General features: G+C 49.0%; 10 protein-coding genes. 5 read left to right on the top strand and 5 right to left on the bottom strand.

Annotated features, from left to right (window positions below; translation table 11 throughout):
- Nucleotides 1-61 precede the first annotated feature (61 nt).
- From GPK89_RS09890 to GPK89_RS09870, 5 genes are all read right to left on the bottom strand, one after another.
- On the bottom strand, nucleotides 62-1,345 hold the full coding sequence (locus GPK89_RS09890) for an alpha/beta hydrolase (RefSeq protein WP_215692739.1): 1,284 nt from the start codon (nucleotides 1,343-1,345) through the stop codon (nucleotides 62-64).
- A gap of 15 nt (nucleotides 1,346-1,360) precedes the next feature.
- Complete coding sequence (locus tag GPK89_RS09885) at nucleotides 1,361-1,732, bottom strand: hypothetical protein (protein ID WP_215692737.1); 372 nt, start codon at nucleotides 1,730-1,732, stop codon at nucleotides 1,361-1,363.
- Between the two features lie 9 nt (nucleotides 1,733-1,741).
- Nucleotides 1,742-4,669 (bottom strand): glycoside hydrolase family 3 protein, encoded by a 2,928-nt coding sequence (locus tag GPK89_RS09880; RefSeq protein ID WP_215692735.1) that lies wholly within the window; start codon nucleotides 4,667-4,669, stop codon nucleotides 1,742-1,744.
- 215 nt (nucleotides 4,670-4,884) lie between these two features.
- The gene (locus GPK89_RS09875) at nucleotides 4,885-6,198 is read right to left on the bottom strand and encodes an ATP-binding protein (protein WP_215692733.1); all 1,314 of its coding nucleotides are present in this window, start codon (nucleotides 6,196-6,198) and stop codon (nucleotides 4,885-4,887) included.
- On the bottom strand, nucleotides 6,198-6,905 hold the full coding sequence (locus tag GPK89_RS09870; protein ID WP_215692731.1) for a LytR/AlgR family response regulator transcription factor: 708 nt from the start codon (nucleotides 6,903-6,905) through the stop codon (nucleotides 6,198-6,200). Before GPK89_RS09870 ends, GPK89_RS09875 begins: the two co-directional genes overlap by 1 nt.
- 820 nt (nucleotides 6,906-7,725) lie before the next feature.
- Between GPK89_RS09870 and GPK89_RS09865 the strand changes: the two genes are divergently transcribed.
- From GPK89_RS09865 to GPK89_RS09845, 5 genes are all read left to right on the top strand, one after another.
- Nucleotides 7,726-7,959 carry a helix-turn-helix domain-containing protein gene (locus GPK89_RS09865; RefSeq protein WP_215692729.1) on the top strand — a complete coding sequence of 78 codons (234 nt, stop codon included), beginning with the start codon at nucleotides 7,726-7,728 and terminating at the stop codon, nucleotides 7,957-7,959.
- Between the two features lie 53 nt (nucleotides 7,960-8,012).
- Nucleotides 8,013-9,449, top strand: coding sequence for a tyrosine-type recombinase/integrase (locus GPK89_RS09860; RefSeq protein ID WP_215692727.1), 1,437 nt, complete (start codon nucleotides 8,013-8,015; stop codon nucleotides 9,447-9,449).
- 1,142 nt (nucleotides 9,450-10,591) lie between these two features.
- Nucleotides 10,592-11,128, top strand: coding sequence for a GNAT family N-acetyltransferase (locus tag GPK89_RS09855; RefSeq protein ID WP_215692725.1), 537 nt, complete (start codon nucleotides 10,592-10,594; stop codon nucleotides 11,126-11,128).
- A gap of 30 nt (nucleotides 11,129-11,158) precedes the next feature.
- Nucleotides 11,159-11,491, top strand: coding sequence for a hypothetical protein (locus tag GPK89_RS09850; RefSeq protein ID WP_215692723.1), 333 nt, complete (start codon nucleotides 11,159-11,161; stop codon nucleotides 11,489-11,491).
- 41 nt (nucleotides 11,492-11,532) lie between these two features.
- The gene (locus GPK89_RS09845) at nucleotides 11,533-11,958 is read left to right on the top strand and encodes a protein-export chaperone SecB (RefSeq protein ID WP_215692721.1); all 426 of its coding nucleotides are present in this window, start codon (nucleotides 11,533-11,535) and stop codon (nucleotides 11,956-11,958) included.
- Nucleotides 11,959-13,309 lie beyond the last annotated feature (1,351 nt).

Below are 13,309 nucleotides of genomic sequence, written 5' to 3'. Positions count from 1 at the left end.
AAAGGGCTTCCTCCTGGCAGAAACCCGTTGTAGAGGAAACCCTTTTATTGGAGATGCGGCTTTATTCTACGAACACTTTTTGCAGGAAATTATACAAAGCGATATGCCAATTATCTGCTGAATGGTGGCGCAGAGGATAGACAGCAAATGTCGTATTCACGCCGCTTTGCAGTCGGGGTTCGACTGCAAGCAAATTGTTGTAATCCTCGATCTGACCAGGCAGTGCAAAATCGTAGCTGCCTCCGCAAGCGTAAAGATATTTGATGGGAAGCCGTGCAAACTCATCAGACTGGATAGCCGCCCGGAATTCATCCGCAGTGGTTCTGCTGCCGCTGAAAGTTCCGAACCATGCAAAGTAATCCAGCGCCTGGCACACGGCAGAATGGTTCGTCGTTACTGCGCCGCGGGAAAGACCCGCAAAGGCACGATGCTCACGGCTGGCAGCGAAACCTGCATCGTCGCAGGTTTCCGCATAGGTCGAATACTGCGCTTCCACCGCAGGCATGAGATCGTTTCGCAATTCCTTGGCAAAGGAGTAAGTCAAGGGATCCAAACCGTCTTTGCAGTCATCTTCCACATAGAAAGTCGGGGTGACAACGATAAGCGGCTCAATTACCTGCTGCTCAATCATCTGATCCAGCATGGTTTTGTTCTCAGGATGCGCCAAAAGCCAGTAGTCTTCATTGTCGCCGGTGCCGTGCATCAGGTATAGAATGTTGTACTGCTTTTCCGGGTCATATCCGTAGGGCAGGTATACGCATGCCTGTTTTTCAACGGTTCTTTCATCGGTAGCGTAGGCTTTCGTCTTGTAGCTTATATGCTCTACGATTCCGGGATGTTCACATTCCTGCTCGTATGTCTGCGGAACGGCCCATACGGTTTGCCCGGCGCGGTCTGCCGTGCGCGCTGCATCATAGCTGACTTTGCACACGACCATGCAGCCGGCGGTCAGCACCAGCGGCAACGCCAGAAACACCCACCAATGCGGCGCGGCCTGCTTTATATGACGCAGCGCCAGCACAATGCCACCCAGCGCCCAAAGAATCGCAACGCCTGCTTGCAGGAAGAAGCCGATATGGAACAGCGTTGTTTCCAGGTAATTCGTCCATGTTCCCAGCCAGCCGACTGCAAGGCCGACCGGCAGCATTAGAATCGGCAGCTTGCCCTTCCACGCTGCAAAAGCAAAGCTTACAAGGATAAGTTCTGTCACCACCATATAAAGCAACGGCTGAAGCATTCCCAACGCAGCGTAACGCAGCAGGTCAATGACGGCGATTCCGGTGATCAGCGCAAAGGCACATAGGTCTATATGTTTTTTTGCCGTATTCCAAACCTTTCGCAGCAAGGTATACACCCTTTCTTATTTTTTGCCCCACACGGTAGACACTGCCGCGCAGATCATGCAGATGACCAGCAGGACCGCACTTGCAATCCAGGAAGTACTTAAACCATCCATATTGATCTTCGACAGAATGTCACCGATCTCATCAAAGGCAAGGTTGATGAACATAGCCACGCTGACGAGTGCTGCGGCAAATGGAGGATACTCGAAATATTTAGGAGCCTTGTCGGATGCGACAAAGAGTTCCAGCAATGCGCCAATCACCAAAAGAGCAATGATAATAGGCGAATTTTCTTTTGCCTTAGCCAGCGCATACACAATGGCAGTAGCTGCCATTCCAACCGCAGTAATCGTGTGCAGAAGGGAGGATTTTTTGAAGAATGTATTCATCTTAGCACCTCACAGCGTTTCTTTACGTTTGGAATTTTTGACCACAAAGAATGCGGCAACGGCATCTGCAATAGACAGCACAGCAATCAGCGCATAGGCAAGCTTTTCCCAGTAAGGTGTAACCGAAACGACATGTGCCGTTGCAGAAAGTCTGTTGATACCGTTGCTGTTTGCTACATTGTACAGGATGACGTGGCAGGCTTCTCGCATATTGGCAAGCAGTTTCGCATCTTTGGGCACCTTATCAACCATATAGCCGTAGAATACACTGCCGGAAGTCGCCCACATCGTGTTGCCGCCTTCCAGACCGCCCGCAACGCTCTGCATCGTAGTGTTGATTGCAATATCGGTATCCAGGATTGCGGTAGAGCCCCACTCTGTGCGAACAACGTCTTTCTGTAATCCGCTGTGTGCCCCGGCCCAGGTGCAACCAATGCGGTTGAATGCGCCCATGGACCCCTTGACCTTTCCTTCAGTGAAAGGTTTCTCGAAGGCTTTCAGATAGATTTCGCGGATAGCCTGCTCGTTAGAGAAGGTGCAGATGCCCTGACGGTTGGTTTCCTGATCGTTCAGTGCAAAATGCTTGATGTAGCAGATAACGCCGTGATTCTGCAGACCTTCCACTTCCTGCGTGGCAAGTTCACCAGAAAGGAAGCCATCCTCGGAATAATACTCAAAGTTACGGCCGGCATACGGTGTGCGATGGATATTGACAGCCGGCGTATAAGCGCCTACCGTTTCAGTACGGTACCAGTCCTCACCCATTGCGGTGCCAACTTCATACATCAGGTCACGGTTAAACGAGCAAGCGCGGAGAACTTCACCGCAGAAGCCAGTAGCACTTGTGCCATCCTCCACATATGTGCGGAGCTGGTTGCCCTGCGGGCCGTCCTTCATGAACATGGCCGGATACGCAATGGACGGAATGGTAGACAGCGCCGAGCCGGTGACAATGCGGGTCATCTCCTCGGTGGTAAGCTGGTTCAGGAGCTTATCCCAAGTTTCCGTGTCATCGAAAGGAACGCCGTACATTTTTGCCAGCGTCATCTGGTTGTCCTGACCGGTAATGATAGCGGAAGTATCGCTGCTGCCCGGCTCATAGCTGCCTTCTGCGTCAATGGCCGCCATCATATCCGCCGTGGCCGTCAGATCAGTATAGCTTTCGGGGAAGGTGCTCCAGTCGCTGCGGGTCAAATAATCCGTATCCTCCCCATAATATTCCAGACTTGCATCATCGAAACGGTTGGTTACTTCGTCCCCGCTGTAAGAAACATTCAGCAGGGTTTTCTCGGCATTGTTCCAGAGATAAACTTTCTCTGCATCACCTTCGGCATCCATGCCATCCTCAACCGTCTTGCCCTGTGCAGCCAGAATATTATTCAGTGCATCGTGGGCGCTGTTGCCAATAGCGAAGCGGTAGTCACCGGCATCCAGCACATAGGTCTTGTCTGTTCGGTAATCGTAAGAAGAGAACTCTTTCTTCGGCACTGTGATCGTGACCGTCTCAGACTGACCAGGTTCAAGGATATCCGTCTTGTCAAAGCCAACAAGCTGTACGGCGGATTTCTCAATGCCGCCGCAGGTATACGGCTGCTGTGCGTAAAGTTCCACGACGTTTTTGCCCGCAGCAGTGCCGTTGTTCGTAACTTTGACCTGCATTTCCAGCTCATCATCACTCATCTTGGAAGAAACAACTTCCTGCGCAAACGGAAGCCCATCCTCAGCGCCATAGCTCAGACCGTAGCCGAAGGGATAGCAGACTTCATTGTCATAATTCCACGTATCGCCTACGAAAGCACCCGCAGAGGACAGCGCGTTCGTACCGGCGGGATTCGTCACACCATCGGAATAACGCGTCTCATAATAACGATAGCCGACGTAGATGCCTTCGCGGTACACAACATACTTTGTGCCGTTGTTTGCTTCGCCGATAGAAGAGTTTATTTCATCGGCATTCGTGAAAGTGAAATCGCCAAAGTTCTGCATAGCGGGGGAAGAGAAGGAATCCGCCGCATAGGTATCGGACAGGCGACCGGAGGGGTTCACTTCGCCGTCAAGTACTTTAGCAACCGCACGCGAACCACTCTGCCCAACACCGCCGATCCAGAGGCAGGCATCAATCCCATACTCTTCCTGATCGACCCAGCTCAATTCCATCGCGTTGGAAGTGTTGATCACGGCAATGATCTTATCAAAAGCACCGCTGTTCTTGATTTCCTTCAGCAGAGCTTCTTCCGCAGGCTGCAAAGCGAGGTACTTTTCGCCGTCGCCAAATGCACCGGTCGGCATATCCGAAGCCTCACCGCCTACGCGGGAGAATACCACAATGGCCGCATCATTATAGTCTATGTACGACTGCTTGACCTCATCGGTGTATTCACTTACCGGAACTTCTGCCGTATAGATATCCTCCGGCTTGGCACCCATATAGCCGCCGTTGCTGCGGACATAGCCGTCTTTTCCATCGTAGGTTTTATAGAAATCCCAAATTGTGTTGTTGATGGTGAAACGACCGTCTGCCTCCATTGCCGATTTGAGGTCGACCACATAGTCAGTATTGATATTACCTGCGCCGGTGCCACCGAGAACCAGATCAACAGAAGAACGGCCAAACAATGTCACTTTGGAGCCTTTAGCAAGCGGTAGCGTCTGATTCTGGTTTTTCAGCAGAACAATACCCTCGCTGGCCACATCTTCAACCAACTGGTCAGCGGCTTTCTTCCACTCATCCAGGGACATGCCGTTGTCAGTGCTGGCCTGAAGCGGTTCTGCATTCGCTTTATCAATGGTTTTGTACATGGTACCGCCAATCGTGTTGCAAACCAGCGATCTGTATGAGGTCGCGCCGCAGGTTGTGCCGATGGCTACTGCCAGCAGCACACTGAGCGATGCAGTGGCAATGCGTGCTGCTTTCGGTGATGAATCACGTTTTTTCATGTTCTCCTCCTGTCATTTGTAGGGAGCCACTCGGCTCCCTTTCGATGACAAAACCATACCACATCTCGTTCTTTTTGTGGGAGATTCGTACGTCAACCGTTGCTTTTGCAGCGCAAACGGTACGCACTATTGTCGTTTTTAACAATTGAATGCCGGGGCGCTTTGTGCAGGTTGCTTAAAGCAAAAAAACAGCCCACCAAAATGGGCTGTCTGGGTTATTTCTGCTTGATGGGAAACAGCACCTTTAATGTAAACTGGTTCTCCTGGGTGGTGATCTCGGCGGTGCCGCCGTATTTTTCGGCGGTGTCGTAGATGCTCTTTAGACCGTAGCCGTGGTAGCGGGCGTCGGTCTTCGTGGTCTTGGGCAACGTGCCGTCCGCGCGGAAAGCATCGTCGTAGGTGTTTTCGATCCGGATCCACAAAAAGCTCTTTTGCCGTGCCACCACCAGATGAATCAGTCGCTGCTCGCTGTCGGGCAGCTTTTCTACACTCTCGATGGCGTTGTCCAGCGCATTGCCGAACAGCGAGCACAGGTCCATCGTATCCATAAAATCCAGCGCCGCACCGTCTGCCACGCAGGTTAGCGTGATGCCGTGCTGCTGGCAGTACAGGCTTTTGCTGGTCAGGATTGTGTCCAGCACCTCGTTGCCGGTCTTGTTCTGCGCCTCATAGCTGCGGATCTCCTGCTCCATCGCGTCGAGATAGTGGGCTTTTTCCTCTGATGCCTCGCTGCGCAGCACAGCGATCTGGTGCTTGAGGTCGTGATATTTTTTATTGATAAGGTCAATGCTGTCCTGCGCCGAACGGTACTGTGCGTACTGCGCCTGCAAGACGTTCTGCAAAGCGTCGCGCTCCTTTTTGCGGCGGTACTCCACCAGCTGCATGTGGTGCGCAAACAGAATGGCCATGCCGCCCAGGTCTACCAGCGTGCGGATGTTGTAAATTTCCGCCGTCATCTTGCCGGAAAACGGCGTGTCCGGGCTGACATAGCTCAGGTTGCTGGCGGCATAGACCGCCACACCGATGAACAGCGTACTGAGAAATTCCTTTTTGTGGACATGCAGAGGCGAGGCAATATCGTTATAATTGCGTTCCAGCGCGAACACCGCGCCATACACTGCGGCATAAACGACCGCCAGAATGCCCACGCGCACACCAACGCCCGGTGTACCCTGCCGCCCTGCCATATAGTAGTAGAGCTGCCATTCCAGTGAGGCCGCCAGTTCTCCTAAAATAAACGCGCGGACACAATAATACCCCGCGCACCGGGCGGGCACATCGGCCTGCATTCGGATGTACAGATACATGATCAAGATGGATACCGCAATGCAGGGCAGAAACCAGAATTGCGGCACCTGCCCCGTTGCCTGCATAAAGACGCCGAGCAGCAGCAAAAACACCGCGTGGATCGTATACCGCCGCCAGCCTGCTGTACGCTTGGGCAGATAGTACAGATACAAAAGGCAGGCCAGCCAGTCCGCCAGCGCGGTATACAGGCGGGGAATGTTGCCCAGAACTTCCGTTTCCATCAGATGTTTTCCCCCATGTAGTGGTTGAGCGCCGCCAAAAACGCCTTGCGCTTGGCGCGGCTGATCTGCACCCGATCGCCGTTGACGATGGCGTCCTCGTCCTGGATGCCGTCAACGTGCTCCAAATTGACAAGGTACGCCTTGCTGCTGCGGAAGAAATTCTCCGGCGGCAGCTTCTGCTCCACATCGCGCATGGAGCCGGTGGAATGCACCTCGCCCTGCTTGGTGTGGAACAGCAGGTCGTGGTCGCAAATCTCTACATAATAAATGTCGGAGGCATCGAGCTTTTGCACGCCGCCCGCGCAGGGAACGGTGAGATAGTGCTTTTGGCGGCGCTCCAGCAGTTCCCGCACATGGTTCATCCGCTGGCAGAAAGCGTAGTAGCTCAGCGGCTTTAAAATGTAGTCCAGCGCCTGCACCGCGTACCCCTTGATGGCATACTGCGGCGAGTTGGTGATGAAGATGATAAGCACCTCCGGGTCGGCTCGGCGGATTTCCTCGGCTGCTGACATACCATCCATGAAGGTCATTTCGATGTCCATCAAGATCAGGTCATAGCCGCCCTTATAGCCCAGCGCGATCTCGTCACCATCTGAAAAATGTGTGATTTGAAAATGGCAGTTTTTCTCCTGCTGGTATTTTTCCAGATACGAGTCCAGCACTGCCCGATCCTGTGCGCTGTCCTCGACTACTGCGATGTGGTTCACGATGTGTTCTCCTTTTGGGGGCAAACAAATGAGTTTATGTGCCGACGGTTAAACCGTTTGCTTTTCATGGGTATAGGCTTTATCTAATAAGTATTATACAGATTATTTTCCGAATTTTCAATAAATCATTGTGCTGCTTATCCGCCTTGTATACACTTGACAGGTAGAAGCATATACCTCTATCCCTAGGAGTGAATCAGAACCGATTCACTTTTTCGAGTCAAGATTTTTGGATGAATCAGAAGTGATTCACTCTTGAGAGCATATACGAATTTGTGCGGGTATCGGGTTTGTTTGTCATCGTTTTGGGGTAGACGTGTTTTGCTAGCATAGCATGTGGTCATCCACATGCACATTTCTGGGGTGTACCCCAGCCCCCCGGCACAGTTCTTGTGTGACGATAGTGACGCCGATGACGCTTGTGACGCAAATGACGCTGTTTTGGGGATATCCCTATACCATATCCCAGATTCAGCGTCATTAGCGTCATAACTGCAAGCGTCATTTCACTATAAGCGTGACGGTGGTGACGATGGTGACGATCTTTCTTGCATACCCCTACCCATATCCCATAAACATCGTCACTACCGTCACCATCGTCACTTAAAACAGGCAAGCCGTTTTAATCTGCGGCTTGCCTGCTTTAATTTTGATGAAAATTTTTGTTGGATACAGGTCAAATCTTGCGCCTTCCCACTGGCTACATAATGTCGACATTTTATTACAAATTATTACATCTCAAAAGCCTGCGATACTTTTTGCCCTTTCCCAGTGGCTATATAGTGAAAGCGTTTTTTCACTACTTACATAGGAGGAACCCATGAACACGGAATTTCAAGATTTACCCAATGTTGTAAGTCCCAAGGAGGTGCAAACTTACTTCGGCATTTCGCGCTCGACCACCTACCGCATATTTCACGACGCGACTTTTCCTGCGTTCCACATTGGAAACCGACTGCTGGTGCGGCGGAATGAACTGCTGGGCTGGCTGGAGCAGCAAAAGGTCAATAAAGCCCAAAACGAGAACCCGAAGATTGTCGGGTCTGATGAATAGCTTTGTGGTCGTACCTGTGGTAGTCTTTGTGTCACGAAAGGAGACGATGCACCGTGAAAGACACATCTAAAACATCCCTGCGCCGTGGGCATAACGAGGGCAATATTCGTCAGCGAACAGACGGGCGGTGGGAGGTGCGGCTATCTGCCGGAATCGACTACAAAACCGGTAAGCCCAGACGCACATCCACCTGCTGTAACACGCGGCAGGAAGCCATTGCCATTTTACAGCAGCAAGCCCACGAAGTCCGCACACAGGGCTGGCGCGATCCTATGTCGGTGACCCTTGGCGAATGGTACGAGTATTGGCTGGATACCTATATGAAGGACACAGTCAAGCAATCCACCTACGCCAGCTACCGCAGTTATCTCAACAAGCACTTTTGTGTGCTGGGAAAGATTTTATTAAAGAAATTAGAACCGCACACCTTGCAGGAGTTTTATAACTACAAATTCCGCGAGGAAGGCTTATCCCCCAAGACCTTGCGCAACTACCACATGGCACTGCATAAGTGCCTGCAGCAAGCTGTAAAAGAGCGTCTGCTGATTTACAATCCCTGCGATGCCGTGACCCTGCCCGGCGGAGAGAAGCCCGAAATCAGCGTATTTACCAACGACCAGCAGCGGGCGTTGGTGCAGGCCAGCTACCGCCACCGCTATGGCGTGTTCATCCGGCTGGATTTGTGTACAGGGTTACGCATGGGGGAATTGCTGGCGCTGAAGTGGGAGGACATCGACTTTTCCACCGCGCAGCTTCATGTACGCCGTACCATCAACCGCCTTGCCAAGTACGAAGCCCACGACGGCGAGAACAAGACCGAAATTGTATTTGGCACCCCCAAGACAAAAAACTCCCGCCGCACGATTCCGCTGACCCGCACAATGGCAGACGAGCTTGCCTGCTGGAAACAGCAGCAGGCGCAGGACAAGCAGCGGGTAGGGGATAAGTACACCGACGATGGCTTCATTGTCACCAACGAGTTTGGACACTACTTTGAGCAGAAAACTTTCAAGGATTACTACGACCGCCTGTTGAAGGATGCCGACATCGGGCACTTTACCTTCCACGCCCTGCGCCACACCTTCGCCACCCGTGCGCTGGAGCGCGGCATGGATTACAAAACGTTGTCAGCCATTCTCGGTCACTACTCGGTAGCGTTCACAATGGACACCTACGTTCACAGCATGGACGAACACAAACGGCGCGAGATGGACAAGATGGACGATATGTTCGGGATGCAGTACAGTATCTCCGTTGAGAACCAGCCTTATCCTGTGCTTTGTACACTCTCGGCAGACGGCTGCACCGCCCATGTTCCCGACTTCCCAAAAATCGCTACCCAAGCAGCTACGCTGGATGCCGCCCTGCTGGAAGTCAAGCAGCAAATCCAAAAAGCCCTGCGCCAGTACAAGAACCCGCCCATTCCCACCAAACAGGAACAGATCGTCGTGCCAAACAACAGCGTGTTGGTACTCGTCAAGGCGAGCTGACCACACTGACCGATCCTATTTTTACCTGCCAACTCCGCAAAATTTATCCACAAAAAGCGCCCGGGCGGTTGAAAAGTTCAATCGCCCGGGCGCAGTTGCTTTGCCGTTTTGGGGTCATTTTGGGGTCAAAGTTACCAGAATATTACCAATTTTGCCATAAGGTAGAAAAAAGCTCGTTGAAACTTGTCGTTTCAACGAGCTTTTGTTGGTTGCGGAGACATGACTTGAACCTGCGACCTCCGGGTTATGAGAAATCTAAAAATCGTGCGTTACAGTGTTGTTTTGTTGGGTTTGGTGGTATTGCGTACCAAGGCTCAGAATGGGTTTTGTCCCATGTGTACAAAGGAGTGCTGCACAGTGCTGAACCGTCCCAACTCCTTTTGGGGGCAGTTTTGGGGGCAAATCGGTGAAACGGATTCTGACTCGCACCGCTCAAATAAATGCGCAGCTTTGGTCTCATTGAGAAACATGAATACGAGCATCACTGGGTTCTTGCCAGTGAAAAGCCCTACGAATCCGTATATAAGTTTTACCCTCTAGCAAAAAGTTGTACGCAAGCACTACTCCACGCAATCCCCGCACACCGCCCCTGTCACCGCGAGAAACGCCCCTGTTTGGGCGCGTTCGCACCGCATCGACGCGATAGCCGTCCAGCCAAATACCACCCTAAAATCCCCGCCTTCCGGGGATTTTTATTTTACCGCAACGGCATTTACCTAGACGGGATTTCCCTGTATAGGTAAATCCAACACAAATAAATAACTAAATAAATAAAATACTAAGATACTATCGTATCTTATCTTATCTGCAAAAACGTAGAAAGTCGGATTTTTCCCCACTATTGTTTTGCGGTCATGCGTACAACTTAACACCAGAGAGTACAACTTACGATTGCATTATGCCTGTCCGTAGTAGTATAATTTATTTATCTCGCCAATCTAGCCCTATACGGTTTCGGATTAGGTTACTGGGCGTATTGTTTTTATTATTTTCCGTAGTGCGCTTGATTTTTTTCGTAAAAGCTATACTTTTCTCGTAAAATATGGTATATTATGTAGAAATAGGTTGATTATTACCTTTATTTTTGCTACAATCACTATCTTATATAAATCATCACCTCATTTTTTGAAAGGATGACTCCCATGGATTCGCTAACCTTTACAAAAATGGCAAAACCTGCGGATCCCACTTTCACGTGCGGCATAGAAAGCATTGATAAGATGGTAAAAGATTCATACTTTCTATGCTTAATGAAACGTAGTTACGCTTATGAAGTAACCTATAACGGGATTATTGTTGGCTATTATCGTATCGAATTAAAGCGTTTTGACAATTCTAAGTTTGACCCTCCATTGGATGAACACTCCCTTGATTTGTATAGTGATCTTTACGCTCTTCATATTCAATATATAGCCGTCCGGAAAGAATATCAACAGCACCACATTGGCTCATCAATTTTCGAACATATTCTACAATCTGTCGATGATATTGTAAAGTGCTGTCCTCTTCGTCTAGTCACTTTAGAGGCTTTTCACGATCTCATAAATTGGTATTCGAAGTACGCCTTCATAGATTTAGCCCCCAGCCTAGACAATCCAGAAACAAATCTTATGTTTTCAGATTTAATCTCCTCTTCGGATTTAGACAAGATACAATCCTTAGAAGCCACATACATGTAAATAATCTATTCAGAAAAGGAGGCACGCCCTATGATGCAAGATGTCTATAATATTTCACGCGACACAATGGAAAACCTACTGAATCATTTACGTCATCCTTCGTATGAAAATGCTGTATTGCGTGAGTCCATTATGCAGCGTTTGCATTCTGAAATCCAATCCACCTCTGATGGAAATTCTGAAACTGTACAGTTTAGCAATTTGGATCTCAGCTTTTTAGCATCACCTCAAGTAAATGCGCCATTTAGCTATTCTGCTGTTCAAATATCTGAAGCGCCGTCCGCTCTGGATATTCCTGTAAAGCAAATACCTCGTACAGAAATATCTTATCGGAATGAATACAGCCCTTCCACTGCTGCATAATCTTTTATTCCATTCGATAATGTGAACCAAGGTGGTATACAATGAATCAGTCGGATAATTTAACTCCTGTAGCAAGTGCTTTGCAAATAAATCCCGTCGTTTTTGATGAGCTTTCTTTTCATCGAGAAGGGTTCGAAAATGAAGGCACTAATGTTCAGACCAATTTAGATGTAACAAAGCAGGTCATAAAACTGTCTGATGGGAAATATCGCGTTATTGTTTTGGTAACGGCTACTCGCAAAGACGAATATGTTGCTAAAGTTCAAATCAGCGGCTTTTGTTCTATTGACGAATCTCTAGAAAATAAAGATGCTTTATTGAATAGCAATGCTGTTGCCATCCTTTTTGCCTATGTACGTTCTCAACTGACCTTGCTTACCGCACAGCCCGGAACGACTCCAATCGTTTTACCGGTAGTAAACATTGTGAAAATGATTGAGAATTTCGAAGAGACAAATAATTCTTAAATCAAGTAGGAGGCTCTCTCAAATAGATAGCCGACCTCTCACACCACCGTGCGTACCGACCGGTACACGGCGGTTCAACAGCATAAGTGCAAGGACTCGTAGTAGTTGAGGATACTGAAGTATCCTGCTGCTGCGAGTCTTTCGTTTGTAATGGAACACTTTAATACAGGGCTACCGGCGATACGCCAATAGCCCAGTCTTGAATTACCCCACTGGTAAGCCTTGTCAGCCGGGATGCCCAGCTTTCTCAAATTGGCCACCTTCGTTCTGGGCTTCTTCCACTGCTGCCCAAAATGTAAAACCACAAAATAGATCATTGTAAGATGTGTTTGCGCTCTCAATTCGATACAAGATACCCGTTTATAACAGTAGCCGATATAGTGGAGCCATTGTAAGCGTGAATCAGAACTGATTCACTTTTTCGAGTCAAGATTTTTGGATGAATCAGAAGTGATTCACTCTTGAGAGCATATACGAATTTGTGCGGGTATCGGGTTTGTTTGTCATCGTTTTGAGTGGAGACATGTTTTGCTAGCATAGCATGTGGTCATCCACATGCACATTTCTGGGGCGTACCCCAGACCCCCGGCACAGTTCTTGCGTGACGATAGTGACGCTGATGACGCTCGTGACGCTGTTTTTAGGACATCCCTATACCATATCCCAGATTCAGCGTCATTAGCGTCATCTGCGTCATTCTGATTTTGTGTTTCTCGTAGTATCATTGTTTTTGTTTCGAGCAGTAGTAAACTGCAAGCGTCATTTCACTATAAGCGTGACGGTGGTGACGATGGTGACGATCTTTCTTGCATACCCCTACCCATATCCCATAAACATCGTCACTACCGTCACCATCGTCACTTAAAACAGGCAAGCCGTTTTAATCTGCGGCTTGCCTGTTTTATTTTGAGTAATGTGGCAGTTTTTTTCCCCATTGCCTGTTAAAATGGATTTAGATATTTTGTAAAAGTGCAAGGTTTTTTAGCACAATGGGTGATATGCTGTTTTTGAAGTGTAATTTTGGCGTTTAGGCCAGTTCTTGAGAAAAAATTCTTCGCTTTACATCTCTAAACTTGCAGGAATCCTGCAAGTTATACTGTTATACTGAAATTTAATGAAAAAATTCCATTATTTTTTCAGCGAGCGTTACCTTTTGCCTTTTCCCAGTGGCTATATAGTAGAGATAATTTTTTCAAAAATTTTGAGGACCGTTGCAAAAGTTGCGACTGCCGGTCTGTATGATATGATTTGGAATCTTTCTAAAAATTTGAACTTTTTCTAAACAGTTTAAAAAACCTCGTAATTTTCGCCGTTCTCAGCGGCTATATAGTGAAGAACTTTTAATTTTATC

Source organism: Gemmiger formicilis (assembly GCF_018784445.1).
In the GTDB taxonomy this organism is placed as follows: Bacteria; Bacillota; Clostridia; order Oscillospirales; family Ruminococcaceae; genus Gemmiger.
This window is presented reverse-complemented; position numbering and strand designations above follow the sequence as displayed.